The organism is Aeromonas sp. s6, assembly GCF_040907815.1.
GTDB classification, from domain to species: Bacteria; Pseudomonadota; Gammaproteobacteria; order Enterobacterales; family Aeromonadaceae; genus Aeromonas; species Aeromonas caviae.
In genome coordinates this window covers 1-19,675 of record NZ_JBFOCN010000058.1, presented here as the reverse complement: position 1 = coordinate 19,675, position 19,675 = coordinate 1, and the positions used below count along the sequence as shown (strand labels likewise).

The 19,675-nt window shown below is 61.9% G+C and carries 20 protein-coding genes and 2 pseudogenes; 10 read left to right on the top strand and 12 right to left on the bottom strand.

Features of this window, described 5'->3' with window-relative positions; genetic code table 11:
- Positions 1-140: 140 nt before the first annotated feature.
- The 3 genes from AB5Y50_RS09580 to ilvY all read right to left on the bottom strand — a co-directional run bounded on the left by AB5Y50_RS09580 (position 141) and on the right by ilvY (position 3,997).
- Positions 141-2,714, bottom strand: a complete 2,574-nt coding sequence (locus tag AB5Y50_RS09580) for a GNAT family N-acetyltransferase (RefSeq protein ID WP_368162720.1) — start codon at positions 2,712-2,714, stop codon at positions 141-143.
- 90 nt (positions 2,715-2,804) lie between these two features.
- Positions 2,805-2,996: a hypothetical protein gene (locus AB5Y50_RS09575; protein WP_010676124.1), complete on the bottom strand. Its 192-nt coding sequence runs from the start codon at positions 2,994-2,996 to the stop codon at positions 2,805-2,807.
- A 107-nt stretch (positions 2,997-3,103) separates the two neighbouring features.
- Positions 3,104-3,997: an HTH-type transcriptional activator IlvY gene (ilvY, locus tag AB5Y50_RS09570; protein WP_048209637.1), complete on the bottom strand. Its 894-nt coding sequence runs from the start codon at positions 3,995-3,997 to the stop codon at positions 3,104-3,106.
- A gap of 193 nt (positions 3,998-4,190) precedes the next feature.
- Here ilvY and ilvC point away from each other — a divergent pair, with 193 nt between their 5' ends.
- Entirely contained in the window at positions 4,191-5,672 is a 1,482-nt protein-coding gene (gene ilvC, locus AB5Y50_RS09565) for a ketol-acid reductoisomerase (RefSeq protein WP_039041087.1), read from the top strand.
- A gap of 163 nt (positions 5,673-5,835) precedes the next feature.
- On the opposite strand, the gene pgi is transcribed toward ilvC, so the two are convergent.
- Positions 5,836-7,485, bottom strand: a complete 1,650-nt coding sequence (pgi, locus tag AB5Y50_RS09560; RefSeq protein ID WP_201873054.1) for a glucose-6-phosphate isomerase — start codon at positions 7,483-7,485, stop codon at positions 5,836-5,838.
- A gap of 421 nt (positions 7,486-7,906) precedes the next feature.
- On the opposite strand from pgi, the gene AB5Y50_RS09555 reads away from it, so the two are divergent.
- Positions 7,907-8,095 (top strand): hypothetical protein, encoded by a 189-nt coding sequence (locus AB5Y50_RS09555; protein WP_029314882.1) that lies wholly within the window; start codon positions 7,907-7,909, stop codon positions 8,093-8,095.
- A gap of 117 nt (positions 8,096-8,212) precedes the next feature.
- On the opposite strand, the gene AB5Y50_RS09550 is transcribed toward AB5Y50_RS09555, so the two are convergent.
- From AB5Y50_RS09550 to coaBC, 6 genes and pseudogenes are all read right to left on the bottom strand, one after another.
- A complete protein-coding gene (locus AB5Y50_RS09550) occupies positions 8,213-9,049 on the bottom strand; it encodes a mechanosensitive ion channel domain-containing protein (protein WP_039040993.1) in 837 nt (278 codons plus the stop codon).
- Positions 9,050-9,222: 173 nt separating this feature from the next.
- A pseudogene (locus AB5Y50_RS09545) lies at positions 9,223-9,306 on the bottom strand (nucleoid occlusion factor SlmA); the annotation flags it as partial.
- 27 nt (positions 9,307-9,333) lie between these two features.
- A pseudogene (locus AB5Y50_RS09540) lies at positions 9,334-9,435 on the bottom strand (nucleoid occlusion factor SlmA); the annotation flags it as partial.
- A gap of 10 nt (positions 9,436-9,445) precedes the next feature.
- Complete coding sequence (gene slmA / locus AB5Y50_RS09535; RefSeq protein ID WP_010676117.1) at positions 9,446-10,042, bottom strand: nucleoid occlusion factor SlmA; 597 nt, start codon at positions 10,040-10,042, stop codon at positions 9,446-9,448.
- A gap of 70 nt (positions 10,043-10,112) precedes the next feature.
- Complete coding sequence (gene dut / locus AB5Y50_RS09530; RefSeq protein WP_010676116.1) at positions 10,113-10,571, bottom strand: dUTP diphosphatase; 459 nt, start codon at positions 10,569-10,571, stop codon at positions 10,113-10,115.
- 76 nt (positions 10,572-10,647) lie between these two features.
- The gene (gene coaBC, locus AB5Y50_RS09525; protein ID WP_049636090.1) at positions 10,648-11,850 is read right to left on the bottom strand and encodes a bifunctional phosphopantothenoylcysteine decarboxylase/phosphopantothenate--cysteine ligase CoaBC; all 1,203 of its coding nucleotides are present in this window, start codon (positions 11,848-11,850) and stop codon (positions 10,648-10,650) included.
- Positions 11,851-11,998: 148 nt separating this feature from the next.
- On the opposite strand from coaBC, the gene radC reads away from it, so the two are divergent.
- From radC to AB5Y50_RS09495, 6 genes are all read left to right on the top strand, one after another.
- Positions 11,999-12,673 (top strand): DNA repair protein RadC, encoded by a 675-nt coding sequence (gene radC / locus AB5Y50_RS09520; protein ID WP_039040991.1) that lies wholly within the window; start codon positions 11,999-12,001, stop codon positions 12,671-12,673.
- A 136-nt stretch (positions 12,674-12,809) separates the two neighbouring features.
- Complete coding sequence (gene rpmB, locus AB5Y50_RS09515) at positions 12,810-13,046, top strand: 50S ribosomal protein L28 (protein WP_005307492.1); 237 nt, start codon at positions 12,810-12,812, stop codon at positions 13,044-13,046.
- A gap of 11 nt (positions 13,047-13,057) precedes the next feature.
- Complete coding sequence (rpmG, locus tag AB5Y50_RS09510) at positions 13,058-13,225, top strand: 50S ribosomal protein L33 (protein WP_005323752.1); 168 nt, start codon at positions 13,058-13,060, stop codon at positions 13,223-13,225.
- Between the two features lie 90 nt (positions 13,226-13,315).
- Entirely contained in the window at positions 13,316-13,771 is a 456-nt protein-coding gene (locus AB5Y50_RS09505; protein WP_041212007.1) for a hypothetical protein, read from the top strand.
- Between the two features lie 14 nt (positions 13,772-13,785).
- Positions 13,786-14,598: a bifunctional DNA-formamidopyrimidine glycosylase/DNA-(apurinic or apyrimidinic site) lyase gene (gene mutM / locus AB5Y50_RS09500; protein WP_113977645.1), complete on the top strand. Its 813-nt coding sequence runs from the start codon at positions 13,786-13,788 to the stop codon at positions 14,596-14,598.
- Positions 14,599-14,774: 176 nt separating this feature from the next.
- On the top strand, positions 14,775-15,647 hold the full coding sequence (locus AB5Y50_RS09495; RefSeq protein ID WP_319882984.1) for a VirK/YbjX family protein: 873 nt from the start codon (positions 14,775-14,777) through the stop codon (positions 15,645-15,647).
- Positions 15,648-15,721: 74 nt separating this feature from the next.
- Here AB5Y50_RS09495 and coaD read toward each other — a convergent pair whose 3' ends face one another.
- Complete coding sequence (coaD, locus tag AB5Y50_RS09490; RefSeq protein ID WP_010676110.1) at positions 15,722-16,204, bottom strand: pantetheine-phosphate adenylyltransferase; 483 nt, start codon at positions 16,202-16,204, stop codon at positions 15,722-15,724.
- A 221-nt stretch (positions 16,205-16,425) separates the two neighbouring features.
- Between coaD and AB5Y50_RS09485 the strand changes: the two genes are divergently transcribed.
- Positions 16,426-17,469, top strand: a complete 1,044-nt coding sequence (locus tag AB5Y50_RS09485) for a glycosyltransferase family 9 protein (RefSeq protein ID WP_109112307.1) — start codon at positions 16,426-16,428, stop codon at positions 17,467-17,469.
- 341 nt (positions 17,470-17,810) lie between these two features.
- On the opposite strand, the gene AB5Y50_RS09480 is transcribed toward AB5Y50_RS09485, so the two are convergent.
- Positions 17,811-18,587, bottom strand: a complete 777-nt coding sequence (locus AB5Y50_RS09480) for a glycosyltransferase family 2 protein (RefSeq protein WP_113977698.1) — start codon at positions 18,585-18,587, stop codon at positions 17,811-17,813.
- A 183-nt stretch (positions 18,588-18,770) separates the two neighbouring features.
- Here AB5Y50_RS09480 and AB5Y50_RS09475 point away from each other — a divergent pair.
- On the top strand, positions 18,771-19,675 hold a 905-nt coding region (locus tag AB5Y50_RS09475; protein WP_210600941.1), incomplete at its 3' end, for an IS1595 family transposase.

The window sequence follows — 19,675 nt, the reverse complement described above, 5'->3', positions numbered from 1 at the left end:
GTGTGGCATTCGCCATGCGAGAGTAGGACACTGCCAGGCACCCAATACAAGAAACCCCGCTCACTCGAGCGGGGTTTTTTATTGCCTGAAATTCACGTTATCCATCCATATCTGGTTGATTTACCACCACGATTGTATCGTTATACAACCTGATCAGCGCAGGGCAGCTCCATGTTGACTATCCCATCTTCCAGCTGAATATCGATCTTGAAACCGAGCCGTTTGGCCAGATTGATCATGCCGCGATTGCTGGGCATGGTCATGCCAGAGAGCTGGCCTATGCCACGCTCTCTGGCATAGCGCACGATCTTTTCCATCATCAACTTGCCGAGTCCGAGGCCTTTCAAGTCCGAGCGGACCAGGATGGCAAACTCCGCATCCGATTGATCCGGGCTGGCAATGGCTCGCACCACTCCCAGGATCTGCTGGCTGAAAGGGCCGTCCTGACCCACGGCGACGAAGGCCATTTCCCGGTCGTAATCGATCTGGGTCATGCGGGCCAGCTCCTCATGTCCCAGCTCCCCCACGTCGGCGAAAAAGCGTTTGTACCTGTCTTCATCAGACACCTGCCGCACGAACTGCTTGTGGGCCGGCTCGTCTTCGGGGCGGATGGGGCGCAGCAGCACATGACTCTGATCTTTCAGCCAGGCACCCTCTTCCAGCTCGGTGGGATAGGGGCGAATGGCCAGTGGCAGCACTTGTTGTCCTCGCTCTGCCAAGACGAGCCGGGCATCCAGGATCACCATCTCTTCGCCACAGGCCTGCAGCGGGTGCAGATCCAGTTCTTGTATCTCGGGGAAGGCCAGCAGCAGCTCGGAGAGCTGGCACAGCACCTGGCCGAGGGCGTCGATATCGAGCCGTACCGGACTGGCCTGCTCGCGGATCTTGCCATCCTTGAGGGCACCAATGATCTGGTAGCGAGCCAGTGCCTGGTTGAGGGGAGGGAGTGCCGCGACCATCTCGCGGGGCTCGGCACCGGATTCCCCGAGCAGGATGACGGGGCCGAAGACCGGATCCTGTTGCAAGCGGATCCGCAGCTCCAGACCCCCACTGCGGCGTGCCATGCGTTGTACCAGAAGCCCTTCTATGCGGGCGCCAGGATCGTGCTGACGTACCCTGTCCAGAATGGCATCCGCCGCCTGGGCGACTTCCGCCGAGGTGCGCAGGTTCAGCATGACACCGTGTACATCGGATTTGTGGGTGATGTCGGGAGATCGCAGCTTCACCGCTACGGGGTAGCCGATCTGTTCTGCAGTCAGTGCGGCCTCGATGGCATCGGAAACGATCCAGGTCGCGAGGGTGGATAGCCCGGCTGCCTGCAAGATGGGGTGGGCCAGGTGGGTATCCAGTACCCGCTGTTGACGGTCCAGCGCTTGCCCAAGGAGCTGCTGGCAGCGCTCGACATCGAGCCTGTCGCCCTGCAGGGAGGCTGGTGTTTCCATCAACTGCTTCTGGTTGCGGCGATATTCCACCATGTGCATGAAGGCCGTGACGGCGCTTTCCGGGGTGCGATAGGTCGGGATGCCCGCCTCGTTGAACAGGCGTCTCCCCTCCTGGGCGGAGTATTCGCCTGCCCAGTTGGTCAGGATGTTGAATCGTCTGGCCCTGGGATGCTGCTTGATGAAGTCGATCAGGCTGCTGGCGAGGGTGACACCTCGGGCGGTGAGGGACGGTGCATGGATCAGCAGGATGGCATCGGCACTGTCCCCTTGGAGCAGCGTCTCGAGTGCACTCTTGTAGGCCTCGATATCTGCATCGCTGCCGATGTCGAGGGGTGGCATCGCCAGCTTGCCTCCCCGAGACAGCAGTACGTCTGCGGCCATGTTGGCGAGGCCGCGCCCGTTGGAGAGGATGGCGAGCCGCTCCCCCTTGAGGGTCAGGGAGTGGCTCAGGGTCTCGACAGTGGCAAACAGTTCGTGGGTATCCCGGACGCGCAGCATGCCAGCCCGGCGGATGGCGGCATCATAGACATTGTCGAGACCGTTGGCCGGGTCGTGCCGACCGCTCTTGAGGATCAGGATGGGTTTGTTGCGCGAGGCGGCACGGGCGGCGGAGAGAAAGTGCCTGGCATCGTGCAGCTTGTCCATGTAGATCAGGATGGCGCGGGTCGTCCCGTCCCGGGAGAGCTGATCCAGCAGTTGGCCAAAGTCGATGTCGCAATGATCGCCCAGGGAGATGAAGGCCGAGAAGCCGATTTCGCGCTGCTTGGCCCAATCCAGGATGGTGGTGCTGACCGCTGCCGACTGGGAGAGAAACGCCACCTGTCCCGGAGTCGCTGCAATGGGGGAAAAGCTGGCGTTGATACCCTGCCCGGGGAGCAGCATGCCCATGCTGTTGGGGCCGAGCAGCCGGATGCCGTATTGCTGGCACAGATGCTTGAGCCGCAGGCGCTCGTCAGTGGAGAACTGGGCGGCCAGTATGATGGCGGCTCCGGTTCCTTTCTTGCCGAGCTCCTCGATGAGCGGCAGTACCCGTTCGCGCCGGGTACAGACGATGGCGAGATCGGGGGAGAGGGGAAGGCTCTCTATGTCCGGATAGGCGAGCACGCCAGCGATGGCCTGGCTGCGGGGGGCTACGGGTAGTATAGGGCCCTGGAACTGACCCGCCAGCAGGTGCCGGATGACCACATGGCCTGCTTTCTGCGGATCACTGGAGGCGCCGATGACGGCGATCGAGTGAGGTTTGAAGAGCCGATCCAGGCCGCTTTGTTTCATGGGCACTCCTCGTGGTGGCCCCCGGGGCGAGGGGGACGGATGGTGCCAGTCTAATACGCTTTGCGTGCGGGTACTGTGACCGATTGCGGATCACGATCTGGCCAGTGCGCTGGCGCGCAGATAAAAGCGCAGCTCCCCCTGAATGCATTGCACCGTGGCGAGGTGCCTGTCCTGGAGATAGATCTCCTGCTCCCGATCGAGTTCATGGCGCTGGACCCCGAGGCTTTGCAGATATTCTGCGAACAGGATGGCACTGCGGATTTCGACAAGATGCTGGCTCACGCTCTATTCCTTGATGGTGGCTGGATGGTGCCGGCCAGTGTCCCCTCTTCTCCCCCACTTTCATACTGATACATTTGACACTCACTGTGGCTCTGACGCCTGCCGGATCAGCGAAGGCCTCCCTGGCCGCGTGCGGTGTCCCAGAAGGCGCGGATCAGCGGCTCTTCCAGCCGCTTCTTGAGCACGGCGATGCCGACGTCGAACGCCTTGAGCGCCGGTTTGGGCTCGACCACACGCACCTTGTCCCCCATGGGGCTGTGATCGATGACGGCGGCAGGCACGACACCCACACCGAAGCCGAGGGCCACCATGGCGACGATGCCCTCGTTGCCCGCCACTTCTGCATAGATGTTGGGAGCTATCCCCTTGTTGCGAAACCATTGATCACAGCGCTTTCGGGCTAGCCCCTGTTCGGAGAGGATCAGCGGCAGGCGCTCCCAGTCAGGTTCACCCAGGGGGAACCACTGACCCTGCTGGGGGGCATTGCGGGGGGCGATGAACACCAGAGGGACTTGTTGCAGGCTGGCGAATTCCAGCTTGGACGAGAGCGCATCCGGCCTCGCTGCGATGGCGAGATCGGCTTCGTCAGCCAGGATCTTGTCCACTGCCAGTGCCGGGTCGCCGGTCTCCAGCTTGATCTCCAGCTGGGGATAACGGCGGCGAAAGCGCTCCAGTACTTCGGGCAACAGAAAGTAGCTGGCGGTGACCGAACAGAAGACCCGCAACCGCCCTTGCAGCGGCTCGTCGCTGCGCTTGAGCTCCTGTTTGAGTTGGCGCCACTCCTGCAGCAAGGCACCGCCAAACTCCCGCAGCTTGTCACCAGCAGGGGTGAGCCGCACCGAGCGGTTGTCCCGCTCGAACAGCACGCAGCCGGTCTCCTGCTCCAGTCGCTGGATGGCGCGGCTCAGGGTGGAGGGGCTGACCGCCATGGCATCGGCGCTTTTGCCGAAGTGGAGGGAGTCGGCGAGGTGGAGAAACAGTTCGAGATTGCGAAGGTCCATCTTTTTATTCCTGCGGCGTTGTCAGGCGCCCTGTAGCACGATGGCTCGGCGGCGGGAGATTGCGGGAAATCACATTTCAATTCCTGCAACGTACTGTTTCGAATATATCAGTTCAGGCAATAAGTGTCCCGCGCTATAGTGGTTTCGACAACGCCGCTATCCGGCATGGAATCAATCGAACGGAGCAATCACCATGGCTAACTATTTCAACACCTTGAACCTGCGTCAGCAGTTGGCCCAGCTGGGCAAGTGTCGTTTCATGCAGCGCGAAGAGTTCGCGGACGGCTGCAACGTGCTGAAGGGCAAGAAGGTGGTGATTGTGGGCTGTGGCGCCCAGGGCCTGAACCAGGGTCTGAACATGCGCGACTCCGGGCTGGACATCTCCTACGCCCTGCGCAAGGCCGCCATCACCGAGAAGCGCGCCTCCTGGCAGAAGGCCACCGACAACGGCTTCGTGGTCGGTACCTATGAAGAGCTGATCCCGACCGCCGATCTGGTGCTGAACCTGACTCCGGACAAGCAGCACTCCGACGTCGTCAAAACCGTGATGCCGCTGATGAAGCAGGGCGCCGCTCTGGGCTACTCCCACGGCTTCAACGTGGTGGAAGAGGGTCAGCAGATCCGTTCCGACATCACCGTCGTGATGGTGGCGCCCAAGTGCCCGGGTACCGAAGTGCGTGAAGAGTACAAGCGCGGCTTCGGCGTACCGACCCTGATCGCCGTCCACCCGGAGAACGATCCCCAGGGTGAGGGCATGGCCATCGCCAAGGCGTGGGCCTCTGCTACCGGTGGCGACCGTGCCGGCGTGCTGGAATCTTCCTTCGTCGCGGAAGTGAAATCCGACCTGATGGGCGAGCAGACCATTCTGTGCGGCATGCTGCAGGCCGGTTCCCTGCTCTGCTACGACAAGCTGGTTGCCGAGGGCACCGACCCGGCCTATGCCGGCAAGCTGATCCAGTTCGGCTGGGAGACCATCACCGAGGCCCTGAAGCAGGGCGGCATCAGCTTGATGATGGACCGTCTCTCCAACCCGGCCAAGCTGCGTGCCTTCGAGCTCTCCGAGCAACTGCGCACCCTGATGCGTCCGCTGTTCGAGAAGCACATGGATGACATCATCGCCGGCGAGTTCTCCCGCGGCATGATGGCTGACTGGGCCGAAGACGATGCCAAGCTGTTCGGCTGGCGCGAAGAGACCGGCAAGTCCGCCTTCGAGAATGCCCCTGCCTATGCCGGCAAGATCGCCGAGCAGGAGTACTTCGACAATGGCGTGGTCATGGTGGCCATGGTCAAGGCGGGTGTCGAGCTGGCGTTCGAAACCATGGTGGCCTCCGGCATCTATGAAGAGTCCGCCTACTACGAGTCTCTGCACGAGTTGCCGCTGATCGCCAACACCGTCGCCCGCAAGCGTCTGTACGAAATGAACGTGGTCATCTCCGATACCGCGGAGTACGGCAACTACCTGTTCGCCAACGCCGCCGTGCCGCTGCTGCGCGAGCACTTCATGCCGACTCTGCAAGCAGGGGACCTGGGCAGTGCCCGTGCCGAGAGCAAGGCGGTGGACAACCTGGCCTTGCTGGCTGCCAACGAAGCGACCCGCAACCACCCGATCGAGAAGATCGGCCAGACCCTGCGTGGTTACATGAAGGACATGAAGCGTATTGCCGTCGGCGGTTAAGCCTTCGCTGAGCGGCATCGGAAGGGGCGGGGATGACGATCCCCGTTACTGGCTGGCTTAGACACCTGGCCTGTCGTCCGGATGATGCAAACAGACAAATTGAAGCCTATAAAAAAGCCCCGCTCATCGAGCGGGGCTTTTGCATTCTGGAGGGCGGGAGCAATCAGGCCTTCCAGGCTTTCCAGGTGTTGATCAGGCCGTTGGTGGAGCCGTCGTGGCTGGTGACGGCCTCATCGGTGCCCAGCTCCGGCAGGATCTTGTTGGCCAGCTGTTTGCCCAGCTCCACACCCCACTGGTCGAAGGAGAAGATGTTCCAGATTGCGCCCTGTACGAAGATCTTGTGCTCGTACATGGCGATCAGGGAGCCGAGGGTTTTCGGGGTCAGCTGCTTGAACAGGATGGAGTTGGTCGGGCGGTTGCCTTCGAACACCTTGAATGGCACCAGATCCTTGACTTGCTCCAGCGTCTTGCCGGCGGCCAGGAACTCGGCCTCCACCGCTTCCTTGCTCTTGCCGAAGGCCAGGGCTTCGGTCTGGGCGAAGAAGTTGGCCAGGAGCTTCGGATGGTGGTCACCGATGGGGTTATGGCTGATGGCCGGCGCCAGGAAGTCGCAGGGGATCAGCTTGGTGCCCTGATGGATCAGCTGGTAGAAGGCGTGCTGGCCGTTGGTACCCGGCTCACCCCAGATGATGGGACCGGTCTGGTAGTCCACCGGATGGCCGTCGCGATCCACGTACTTGCCGTTGGACTCCATGTTGCCTTGCTGGAAGTAGGCAGGGAAGCGATGCATGTACTGATCGTACGGCAGGATGGCTTCGGACTCGGCACCATGGAAGTTGTTGTACCACAGGCCGATCAGGGCCAGCAGTACGGGCACGTTCTGTTCATAGGCGGCAGTGGCGAAGTGCATGTCCATCTCGAAGGCGCCTTGCAGCAGGGCCTCGAAGTGCTCGAAGCCGAGGGAGAGGGCGATGGGCATGCCGATGGCGGACCAGGAGGAGTAACGGCCGCCGACCCAGTCCCAGAACTCGAACATGTTGTCGGTGTCGATGCCGAACTCGGCCACGGCCTTGCCGTTGGTAGACAGGGCGGCGAAGTGCTTGGCCACGTGAGCCTTGTCACCGGCGTGACCGAGGAACCAGTCGCGGGCGGTCAGGGCGTTGGTCATGGTCTCCTGGGTGGTGAAGGTCTTTGAGGCCACCAGGAACAGGGTGGTTTCCGGATCGATCTTCTTGAGCGTCTCGGCGATGTGGGTGCCGTCGACGTTGGAGACGAAGTGCATCTCCAGGTGATTCTTGTAGGGGCGCAGGGCCTCGGTGATCATGACGGGGCCCAGATCGGAGCCACCAATGCCGATGTTGACCACGTGCTGGATGGCCTTGCCGGTATAGCCCTTCCACTCGCCACTGATGACCTTCTCGCAGAAGCCCTTCATCTTGGCCAGTACGGCGTTCACTTCCGGCATCACGTCCTTGCCGTCAACCTCGATGGGACGGTCGGAGCGGTTGCGCAGGGCGGTGTGCAGTACGGCGCGTCCTTCGGTCATGTTGATCTTGTCGCCGTTGAACATGGCGTCGATGGCGCTGCGCAGATCGGTCTCGCCAGCCAGGTTCACCAGCAGCTTGAGGGTCTCTTCGGTGATCAGATTCTTGGAGTAGTCGACCAGGATGTCGCCACCGAAGGTGAGGGAGAACTTGTCAAAACGCTTGGGATCCTGTGCGAACAGATCCTTGAGACGCATCTCCTTGTTGGCTGCAAAATGGGCTTCCAGTGCCTGCCAGGCCTGGGTCCGGGTTGGATTGATATTTTTCATAGGATTATCAGTCTTCCAAGTTGTGTTTGAACCTTGCAGGCAAGGCTCCCGCCAAACCTTATTATGCGAGCATTATACCGGGCACTCCGTGCGCCCCGTGTAACAGAGCATTACCAATTGTCTGCAACGAGGGAGTGTACAACCAAAACAGTGCGATTATGAGTCACCCAGTACCCCGGGATCTTGCGTTTGCGCATGCTTGTTCGGGTTGAAAAGGCTTTCATTTCAAGGGGAGCGCGGCCGTGGCTCTGGAAAGCTGGCGTGACAGATCAAAGGGTATTCAACAGACGCTCATCGGACGGTTTTTTGAGCAGGCGCAAATGGTGGACAACAGACGCTGGCTACCATATGAGCCGAATGGACGAGATCTCCCAGGGATGGCCAAGGTATGGAATCAATGGTGTGGAATGAGGAGATCGAGATGAAAGCCCTGTTATCCCTGTTTGCCCTGAGCCTGATCGCCACCGGCCTCATCGGTTTGCTGACCCTGACGCTGGCCAATGCGGCGCCGACGCTGGAGATCCGCGTGTTGGCGGTGATCGGAGCCGTGCTGGGGGGCTATGTGCTGATGCAGCCCCTGCTCAACCGGGTCGCACGTCGGCTGGGGTGAGAACGCAGTGCTATCTGGTGCGCAAGACCGGCCTGTGGCCGGTTTTTTTCATGTCACAGCAAGGCAGAAACGACAGTGCCAGCCCGAAGGCTGGCACTGGAGAACGCACACCGAGGATCAATCCGCCGTCTTCTGCATGTGGACCACACGCTGGGGGAAGGGGATCTCGATGCCCTCGGCGTCGAAGGTGAGCTTCACCTTCTCGTGGAAGTCGAACCAGACACCCCAGTAATCACCGGTCTTGACCCAGGGACGCACCACGATGTTGACTGAGGAGTCGGCCAGCGCGGCAACGGCAATGGTGGCTGCCGGCTCCTTCAGGATGCGGGGCTCTTCGCTCACCAGCCGCTCCAGGATCTGTTTGGCCTTGCGGAGATCCGAGCCGTAGCCGATGCCGAAGGTCATGTCGACGCGGCGGGTATCCATGCGCGAGTAGTTGACGATGGTGCCGTTGAGGATGGCGGAGTTCGGCACTACCACCATCTTGTTGTCACCGGAGGTGAGGGTGGTGGTGAAGAGCTGGACCGATTGCACAACGCCATTGGTGCCTGCCACCTCGATAAATTCCCCTGCCTTGATGGGGCGGAAGATGATGAGCAGGAAACCGGCGGCAAAGTTGGAGAGAGAGCCCTGCAGCGCCAGACCGATGGCCAGACCGGCGGCACCGATAATGGCGACGAAGGAGGCGGTCTGCACCCCGACCCGGCCCAGGGCGGCGATCACCACGAACACCAGGATGGTGTATTTGAGGATGCTGCCGACGAAGTGGGTGACGGTGGTGTCCAGCTTGCGGGTCTGCATCACCTTGACCACGCCACCGCTGAGAAGGTTGGCTGCAATGTAACCGACCAGCAGGGTGATCAGGGCGGCGGCGATGTTGACCGCATACTCGATGATCAGCCCCTGGTTGTTGGTCAGCCAGGTCTGTGCTTCGGTAATGATCTCGGGTTCCATAGGATGTCCTGTTGGTGTGAAGATTTATGGCAGATGAATCTAACACTTGAGCGCGACAAGCTGGGTCGCATCTGGTGCTTGTCTTTTCTTTTGTGCCACAAAAAGCAAGGGAGGCCAAGGCCTCCCGTTTTGTCACAACCCTGCTGGCGCAGGAGCGCATCGAATGTACGCACTCAGCTTTGCAGCAGCTGGCTGCGGATGAACTGCCACTGATCCTCAAAGCCGGCAGTGGGCTTGATTGTGAACTCGGAGCGGACGTGCATTGGTTGATGCGGTCTGCTGGCTCAGCTTTGAAGCAGCTGGCTGCGGATAAACTGCCACTGATCTTCAAACCCGGCAGTGGGCTTGATTGTGAACTCGGAGCGGGACGTGCATTGGTTGATGCGGTCTGCTGGCTCAGCTTTGCAGCAGCTGGCTGCGGATAAACTGCCACTGATCTTCAAACCCGGCGGTGGGCTTGATTTTGAACTCCGAGCGGACGAACTGGCTGATGCGGCCCTCGGTATAGGCCAGCAGCAGGTTGGCCAGCATGGTCTCGTCGAGCTGGAAGCCCTGGCCTTCCCGCAGCCGTTTCTCGCGCAGTACCTGCTTGATCTGGGTCTCCAGCTTGTCGAACAGAATGCTGATGCGATCCCGCAGCCGATCGTGTTCGCCCAGCAGGGCATCGCCATTGAGAATGCGGGTGATGCCGGGGTTGCGCTCGGCAAACACCAGCAGCAGCTGCAGTATGTGATGGCAGCGGGCCATGGTGTCCTTCTCTTCGGCCATGATCAGGTTGACCCGTGACAGCAGGGAATCCTCGATAAAGTCGATCAGCCCCTCGAACATCCTCGCCTTGCTGGGAAAATGCCGGTAGAGGGCCGCCTCGGACACGCCCACCTCGGCCGCGAGGCGTGCCGTGGTGATGCGCTGGCCCGGGCTGGTTTCCAGCATGTGGGCGAGTGCCTGCAGGATCTGATCGCGCCGACTCTGTTTCTGGTTACTGCTTGCCATGGATTCCCCTAAAAAAACAATGGCTTGATTCTATTATTTGGCACGTGCCCCAGGGGGCCGTGTGGTCTTGTTATTGGCGACCAGAAGAACCAAACCCGCCTTCACCCCGTTCACTCTGATTGAATTCGTCGACCAACTGGAAGCTGGCCTGTACCACCGGCAGGATCACCAGCTGGGCGATGCGCTCGCCAGGCTGCATGGTGAAGCTGTCGTTGCCACGGTTCCAGACCGAGACCATCAACTGACCCTGGTAGTCGGAGTCGATGAGGCCGACCAGGTTGCCCAGCACGATGCCGTGCTTATGGCCGAGGCCGGAGCGGGGCAGGATGGTGGCGCACAGACCCGGATCCTGGATGTGAATGGCCAGCCCGGTCGGCACCAGAGTGGTGTCGCCCGGGGCCAGGGTCAGCGGGGCATCCAGCAGGGCGCGCAAGTCCATGCCAGCGGAGCCCGGTGTGGCGTAAGCGGGCAGCGGGAAGTCGGTGCCGATGCGGGCATCCAGGATTTTCAGTTCAATTTGTGTCGTCATGAATCTTTTTCAATTGGATCGCCTGGCGATCGGGTGGTACTGCAGGAGCCTGGGGCTCCCGGCATGTTCAATGGGCTCAGGGTCGATAATGGCGTGCAATCAGGGCGACAAGATGACGGGCGAGCGTCAGCTTATCGGCCAGGGGCAGGGCGGCTTGACCCCCTTGCCAGAAGACGGTCAGGGCGTTGTCATCGGCATTGAAACCCTGGCCTGCACGGGACACATCGTTGGCTGCGATCATGTCCAGCCGCTTACGTCGAAGTTTGTCGAGGGCGTATTGTTCCACATCCACGGTTTCGGCGGCAAATCCGACGGTGAAGGGTTTGTCTGACAACGCCCCCACATCGGCGATGATGTCGGGGTTTTTGACCAGGGTCAGCTGCATTTGGTCGTTGTCGCCGGTCTTCTTGATCTTTTGCTCGGCCACCTGGGCGGGACGGTAGTCGGCGACGGCAGCGCAGCCGATAAAGAGGTCGCACTCACCGACCCGGCTCATCACCGCTTCGTGCATCTGCAGGGCACTCTCCACATCGATGCGGGTAACGCCGGCCGGGGTGGCCAGTGCCACCGGGCCGCTCACCAGGGTCACCTCCGCGCCCGCTTCGCGCGCGGCGCGGGCGATGGCGTAGCCCATCTTGCCGGAGCTGTGGTTGCTGATATAGCGCACCGGATCCAGCGCCTCGCGGGTCGGCCCGGCTGTGAGCAGCAGCATGACGCCTGCCAGGAGTGGCTCGGCGGCGAGCTGCTGGCAGCAGCGTTCCACCAGTTCCAGGGGATCCAGCATCCGGCCCGGGCCCACATCGCCGCAGGCCTGGCTGCCGGAATCCGGCCCCCACAGCTGAATGCCGCGTTCGGCGAGGGTCTGGAGGTTGGCCTGGGTGGCGGCGTTGCGGTACATCTGCTGGTTCATGGCTGGCGCCAGGGCGACAGTCGCCGGGGTGGCCAGGCAGAGGGTGGTGAGCAGCTCGTCCGCCATGCCGGCGGCCATGCGGGCCATCAGATTGGCGCTGGCGGGGGCGATCAGCACCAGATCGGCCCACTTGGCCAGCTCGATGTGGCCCATGCCCGCCTCGGCAGCCGGGTCCAGCAGACTGTCGGCCACCGGGTGGCCTGAGACGGCTTGCAGGGTCAGCGGGGTGATGAACTCCTTGGCGGAGCGGGTCATCACCACTCGCACCTCGGCCCCCTGATCTTTCAGGCGACGTACCAGTTCGGCACTCTTGTAGGCGGCGATCCCGCCACTGACACCCAACAGGATGCGTTTATCGGCCAATCTCATCTGCTGCTTCTCTTCCGGCTCACTCTGACTGGTCGGCTAAGATAGCACAGGCAATGGGTGGCGACAGAGGCTGACATGGGGGAGTTGTGGTCGGGCTCGCGGGATTCTTTGCTATGTTTTCTCTCAATAGCCATGTAGGGAGAGACAAATGAGCATCAAGGAGTGGCCGGAAGAGGAGCGCCCGAGGGAAAAGCTGCTGCGCCGAGGAGCGGCGACGCTCTCCGATGCCGAACTGCTGGCCATCTTCCTGCGCACCGGGGTCAGCGGGTTGAGTGCGGTGGACCTCTCCCGCCAGTTGTTGCAGCAGTTTGGTTCCCTGCGGGCACTGCTGGGAGCCGAGCAGCAGGATTTTTGTGGCGCTCACGGGCTGGGACCTGCCAAGTATGCCCAGTTGCAGGCGGTGCTGGAGATGGGGCGGCGCCATCTGGCCGAACAGTTGCAACGGGGAGAGGCGCTCACCTCGCCAGGGCTCACCCGTGACTTTCTGCAAGCCCAGTTGCGGGATCGGGGGCGGGAGGTGTTCGCCCTGCTGCTGCTCGACAACCAGCACAGGGTCATCCGGTTTGTCGAACTTTTTTACGGCACCCTCGACTCGGCGAGCGTCTGGCCCAGAGAAATCGTGCAGATCGCGCTCAAACATAATGCAGCCGCCGTGATTCTGGCGCATAATCACCCGTCCGGCGTGGCCGAGCCCAGTCGGGCGGACCGCCAGATCACGGATCGGATCTTGGCCGCCCTGGCCCTGGTCGATATCAGAGTGCTTGATCACCTGGTGATCGGTGATGGCATCACGGTTTCTTTCGCAGAGCGTGGTTGGTTGTGACTGGGCTCTGGCACTGTATTAGTTGATCTTTGATCACGGATGCTGTATAAAATGCCGCCTTCTGTTTGCCCCGCAATCGAAGGCCAGCGGGGCAGATATTTGCTCGAGCAATGAAGTAAGATTTGGAGAGACTGACATGTCTAGAGTATGCCAAGTAACCGGCAAGCGCCCGGCAGTTGGTAACAACCGTTCGCACGCTAACAACGCTACCAAGCGTCGTTTCCTGCCGAACCTGCACACTCACCGTTTCTGGGTTGAGAGTGAAAAACGCTTCGTGAGCCTGCGCGTATCCGCAAAAGGCATGCGTATCATCGACAAGCGCGGCGTTGAAGTGGTTCTGGCTGAACTGCGTGCCAGCGGCGTTAAGGTATAAGGAATTAGATCATGGCTAAAGGTATTCGCGATAAGATTCGCCTGAACTCCAGCGCCGGTACTGGTCACTTCTATACCACTACCAAGAACAAGCGCACCATGCCCGAAAAAATGGAGATCAAGAAATTTGATCCCGTGATTCGTCAGCATGTGATCTACAAAGAAGGCAAAATCAAGTAATTACTTGGTTTCGCTGCAAAAACCCGGCCTCGTGCCGGGTTTTTTTATGGCTGGAATTCAGTACACTGCCGATTCGAAGGGAGGCTAGCCATGTTCAAACTGAGCCGCAAAGGCTGGAACAACGTGATCATCGTGGTCGTGTTGATCGTCATTACCCTGTTGCACCGGCTGGAGCAGGCCCAGCAGGAGAACAGTGCCAAACGCGCGCGTCCGCTGTTGCCGGAGAGTGCCGTGGTGCTGACCTGGCAGGGACCGAGCTGGCAGATAGAGCGTATCGGCCAGGGCTGGCGCAGCGCGCCGGATCTGGGGCTTGGCAGCACCCAGCTGGCGGCCCGCATCGAGGCGTGGCAAGGCTGGCTGCTGCCCCCCGGCGAGCCCGTGCGCGGCACCCCGGTGACCCTCAAGATCTGGATCGCCGGACAGAGCGATCCGGTGGAAGTCGGGCTCTATCAGGACGACGGCAAGTTTGCCGCCCTGCTGCCCTCCTCGACCTGGCTCAGCCTGAGTCAGGCGCAATACCGTGACCTGATGCGTCCCATTCCCTGAACGAGAGATCGCCCATGCCTGAATTACCGGAAGTCGAAGTCAGCCGCCAGGGCATCTCCCCCTGGCTTACCGGCATCAAGGTGACCCGCGTGGTGGTGCGGGACGGCCGCCTGCGCTGGCCCGTGCCCGGCGAGATCCAGGAGCTGGTGGATCTCACCATCCACCGCGTCAGCCGCCGCGCCAAATACCTGTTGCTGGAGACCGACTTTGGCACCGCCATCCTGCATCTCGGGATGTCCGGCAGCCTGCGGGTGCTGGACATCGGCACCCCGGCCGAGAAGCACGATCATGTGGATATCGAGCTGGCCAACGGCAAGCTGCTGCGGCTCAACGATCCGCGCCGTTTTGGCGCCCTGCTGTGGACCCGCGAACCGACCGAGGCCCATGCCCTGCTCGCCAAGCTGGGGCCGGAACCCCTCACCGATGCCTTCCATGCCGATTACCTGCGGGAGCGGGCGAAGGGGCGCAGCACCGCCATCAAGCAGTTCCTGATGGACAACCACGTGGTGGTCGGGGTGGGCAACATCTACGCCAACGAGGCGCTCTATGCCGCCGGCATTCATCCCAGGCGGGCGGCAGGCAACATCAGCGCCGAGCGGCTGGGCACCCTGGTGAGCGAGATCAAGCGGGTGTTGGCCGAAGCCATTCGCCAGGGGGGCACCACCCTCAAGGATTTCACCAGCGCCGACGGCAAGCCGGGCTATTTCGTCCAGCAGCTGCAGGTTTACGGCCGTGGCGGCCAGCCCTGTTTCCACTGCCACACCCTGCTCACCGAGGTGAAGATGGGCCAGCGAACCACGGTGTTCTGCTCCCACTGCCAACGCTGAAAGTGGGATTTTTGAGCCGGAACCGGCCAAGTTGTAAGAGAGTATTTCCGGTCTGTTGAAGCGGCGTCAGCCCATGACTACTATCTCGCCAGTTCAGGCTGCGAGGTAATAAAATGACAGCTAAATCAATAGACTGGGAACATTTATCCCGGCAGGGGCACTATTGTGCCCACGATATGGTCCGCTTCCTCTATCCCGAAGACAGCGCCCGCAAGACCTTCAATCGCGGCAAGTTTTTGCTGCGCAGTCTGCTCTACCGTGCGCAGTTGAACCGGGTATTCGAGCTGTTCCAGAGCGCCCCCCTGCGGGCGCTTCCCGCCCGCCACCCCGAGCTGCTCGACAAGCCGATGCGCCCCTATCGCTTCGCCTGCTCGACGGTGAACCAGCGGGTCAAGATGGTGGAGGATCACTACCGCCTGCTGCTGGGCCTGTACCCCGAGCTCATCGACCCGCTCTATCTGGGGGAGGGGATAGTGCTGGGCCATTATCCCGATGGCGGCTGGCGCATCGTGCTGCGTCACGACGGCACCTTCCGCAGGGAGGCGGAGATGGCGCTCTCCATCGTCAACGCGCGGGGGGAGCGACTCTACAGCTGTGCCTTCTCCCTGGCGGGCAACGAACAGGAGCTGGCCCTGGTGATCGGGTCGGTGCAGGGGCCAGAGCCCTGTGTCGAGCAGCCCCAGGAGCAGGTGCGGGCATTGACCCGGGCGGGTCAGGGTCTGAGGCCCAAGTCGCTGGTGGTGATGCTGGTGATGGCGCTGGCCGGGGCCATGGGGGCCCACCGGGTCTGTGCGGTGCGCATGAAGGCCCACATCTTCCAGGCAAGACGGTACAGCAAGAAGAAGAAAGCCTGCCTGCAGGCGGACTACGACGAGCTGTGGCAGGAGTTTGGCGCCCTCGATCAGGACGCCAACTTCGTGCGGCTGCAACCCGTGGTGCGCAAGCCGCTGGAGGAGATCGCCTCCAAGAAGCGGGCCATGTACCGGCGCCGTTACGAGTGGCTCGATCAGCTGGAGCTGGCGATCCGCCAGCAGTTTGCCCGCAGCTAGGCGTGCAGTGCGTTGATGCAACAAGGGCTACCCGCGGGTAGCCCTTGTTCGTTTCTGCCCATCAGGGGAGGGGATTAGCGCTGCTGCCTGGCGGCGATGGCCTGAGCCACCAGGGGGTCGACGAACTGGTGGATGTCACCTCCGTGCAGCGCCACCTCCTTCACCAGGGTGGAGGAGATGAAGGAGTTCTCCTCCGCCGGGGTGAGGAAGACGCTCTCCAGGGTGGGCATCAGGCGACGGTTCATGTTGGCGAGCTGGAACTCGTATTCGAAGTCGGAGACGGCGCGCAGGCCGCGGATCAGCACGTTGGCCTGCTGCTCCCTGGCAAAATCCACCAGCAGGCCTGAGAAGCCCACCACCTTGACGTTGGGCAGGTGAGCCGTCACCTGCCGAGCCAGCTGAACGCGCTCCTCGAGATCGAACAGCGGCCGTTTGCTCGGGCTGTTGGCCACCCCGACCACCACCTCGTCGAACAGTCTGGCGGCGCGGCCAATGAGATCGGTATGGCCGTTGGTGATGGGGTCGAAGGTGCCGGGATAGATTACCTTGTTGGTCATGCTGCTGATTCCTGAAACCGGAAAACTGGTCGCATTATAGGGGCTGTTGCCGGTTTGTCGCGACCGGGATGGCGCGGATTTCTGGCGCTGATCGGCGGCCGGGGTCGCACAAATCGGAGCCCCGTGGCGTCTTCGCTTGAGAATCGCCCTGCATCAGGCAAGAATACCCGCATCGCGCATCAAGCCTCCTTCGCTGGTGACAGGGAGCATAGGGATTTTTTATGAAACGTATTCTGGTAGTCCGCAATGACAAGATTGGTGACTTCATGCTGGCGTGGCCGAGCTTTGCCATGCTCAAGCGCTCCATGGAGTGTCATGTGACTGCCCTGGTTCCCGCCTACACGGCGCCCCTGGCCCGCCTCTGCCCATGGATCGACGAGATCATCCTGGATCCTGGTGCCCGGGCCGACAAGGAGCAGCAACGCGCCCTGCTGGCGCGCATCAAGGCGGCCGCCTTCGATGCCTCCATCTGCCTCTTCTCCAACACCCGCAATGCCAAGCTGGTGTGGAAGGCGCACATTCCCTACCGGCTGGCCCCGGCCACCAAGCTGGCCCAGGTGCTCTACAACCAGCGCCTGGTGCAGCGCCGCTCCCGCTCCCAGAAGCCGGAGTACGAATACAACCTGGATCTGGTGCGCCGCTTCCTCGCCGATCAGCATCAGGCTGTGGTAGAGCCACAAGGACCCTACCTCGGCTTCGACCCCGAGAGCCTGCTGCAGGTGCGCGAGCAGGTCGCCGCCCGTCTCAGGCTCGACGCCAGCCGCCCCTGGCTGATGGTGCATGCGGGCAGCGGCGGCTCGGCCAACAACCTCTCCATCGAGCAGTACTCGCGCCTCATCATCAAGCTCAACCAGGCCTGTCCCGAGTTGCAGTGCGTGTTGACGGCAGGGCCGGGGGAGGAGGGGAAGGCGGAGCAGTTGGCGGCCGAACTGCTGGCCCATGGGGGCAACGGCTGGATCTATCGCTCCGACGAGGGGCTGCCGAAGTTCTGCCAGGTGATGGCCAACGCCGCCCTGTTCGTGGCGGGCAGCACGGGGCCCCTGCACATCGCTGCGGCCATGGACGTGCCGACCGTCGGCTTCTTCCCGGCACACCGTTCGGCAACGCCGCTGCGCTGGCGGCCGCTCAACGGCGAGGGGCGCCATCTGCCCTTCAGCCCGCCGGAAGACAGCGACCACCCGGAGGACATGAGCCAGCTCGATCCCAAGGCGATGGCGGCAGAGATCGCCCGCTGGGCGCAGCCCTTCTGGCGCGCCGAGCGCTGAGAGCGCACACAGAACATACAGACAGGGCCCCGCAGGGCCCTGTATTGTATGGGGATGCGCCTTACTGGCAGGCCAGCCTACCGGACGTGGTCCCCGACAGCCCCCTTGACGGGCCGGCCCGGGCCCCGGGCAGGGGAAACCTGTCGGTATAAGCCGGAGTCGGGTCATGTTGCCAATATCCATGCATTCGGCTTATAGCGGCCAGTTTTCGTCCGTGGCGCCCGGGTTTGCGCCGTGAGCGGCCCCGCGAGGGCTGCGCCCGCTCCATGGCAATAGGGTTTGCCCCTTGTCCCGCTGGAACAAGGGGTGAGTGATTAATGGGATGTTTGAGGCGCGATGCCCTATTTCGGCTGCTGGAGCTGCTGGCGAACCCAGAGATCGGCGTATTTGACGAAGGTGGAGTGGGCGGAGAGAATGGCCAGCAGCAGGCCCTGCTTGCCGTCGAGGAAACCGGCCTTGAGCAGGTACATCTTGAGGAAGCAGCCGACGGCGTGGACCAGCCCCTGGCCGAGGGATCCCTTCTTGCCGCGGGCGGTGCGCTGATCGGCCCATGCGCGGGCATAGCCGGCGGATTTGACCAGGTAGTGTTCCAGATCCCGGTAGGTGTAGTGGAGGAGGTCGCCCTGCAGGTTGACGATCTTCATGTTGGCGCGCACCTCCACCTTCTCGTGTACCAGCGCCTCGTTGTAGCCGGTCAGCGCCTTGGGGTAGAGGCGCAGCACCCGATCCGGGTACCAGCCGCTGTGGCGGATGAAGCGGCCGAACACCCAGGAGAGGCGCGGGATGGAGTAGATGGTGTCGCTGGCCGGGTTGGCCATGACCCCCTGGATGGCTTCCCTGAGTTCCGGGGTGAGCCGCTCGTCCGCGTCCAGCCACAGCACCCACTCCGACTGGACATGGGACTGGGCGAGGCGGCGCTGACGGCCGAAACCGGGCCAGGTGGTGTTGACGAAGAAGCGGGCGCCAAATTCGGCGGCGATGGCCGGGGTGTCATCCTGACTGCCGGAGTCGAGAATGACGATTTCATCCGCCAGGCCTTCGAGGGAGGCGAGGCAGGCACGGAGGTTGTCGGCTTCGTTCTTGACGATCAGGACGGCCGCCAGGGTCGGTTTTTTCACAGGCAAGGGACTCTTGTTGGTGCCCGGCGGGCGGGTCATGCTCGGATTGGCGCCCATTCTAGCCTAAAACCCCGCGCGGGGCATGACCCGAGGGCCCGGTGGGCCCGCTTTTGAATGGCGCTGTCCCAATTACATGTTGAAAGGCTAACCTTGAAGTAGGTCATCACCCTGAGGGCCTCCATCATGGATACCCAAGCCTTTCAACATCTACTGTCTCTCTTTCCACAGCTCACCATGCGCCAGCGTCGCCTCGCGCAACATGAACTCACTACCCCTCACCCAATCACCTCGCTGGCCGCTCAACTCCCCGCTTGTCGATGTTGCCCTCACTGTCAGGCCGAGGCTACGCAGTTGGCTCCCTGGGGTTGGAGTCGAGGGCTGCGTCGTTATCGCTGCAAGCAGTGTCTACGCACCAGTTCCGTTCTCACCAAGACGCCTCTGGCTCGACTTCGCAAGGCACAATGCTGGGAAGACTACGCCCAGGCCCTCATCGACGGTCTGACCGTCCGACAGGCTGCCGTCCGCTGCGGAGTCTGTAAAAACACCGCCTTCTTGTGGCGTCACCGCTTCCTGAAAGCCATGGCGAGTCACCAGGCGGCACGGGAAGGGGGTATCGTCGAGGTTGATGAGACCTTCTTCTTGGAGTCGTTTAAAGGGCAACGTGGTTTGCCCCGCCCGGCCCGCCACCGTGGGGGCAAAGGCCGTACCCGAGGCACAGGGCCGGATTACATCCCGGTGATGGTGGTTCAGGACCGGGCTGGTCACCATGCGGATTTTCAGTTGGAGAAAATGAATGCCGAGACGGTGATAGCTGTTTTGACACCCCTTGTCTCGTCAGATGCGGTGTTGTGTAGCGACGGCGCCGGGGTGTATGCCAGTTTCAGCAAAGCGCAGGGAGTGACCCATCAGGTCGTGCGCAATCGCCAAGGCGAGCGTGTGGTTGGCGCGTACCATATCCAGCATGTAAACGGATATCACCGTCGGTTGAAAGAGTGGATGGAGCGGTTCCATGGGGTAGCGACCCACTATCTGAGAAATTATCTGGGTTGGCGAAGGATGTTGGAGCGCTACGGGCGGGAAGTGAATGT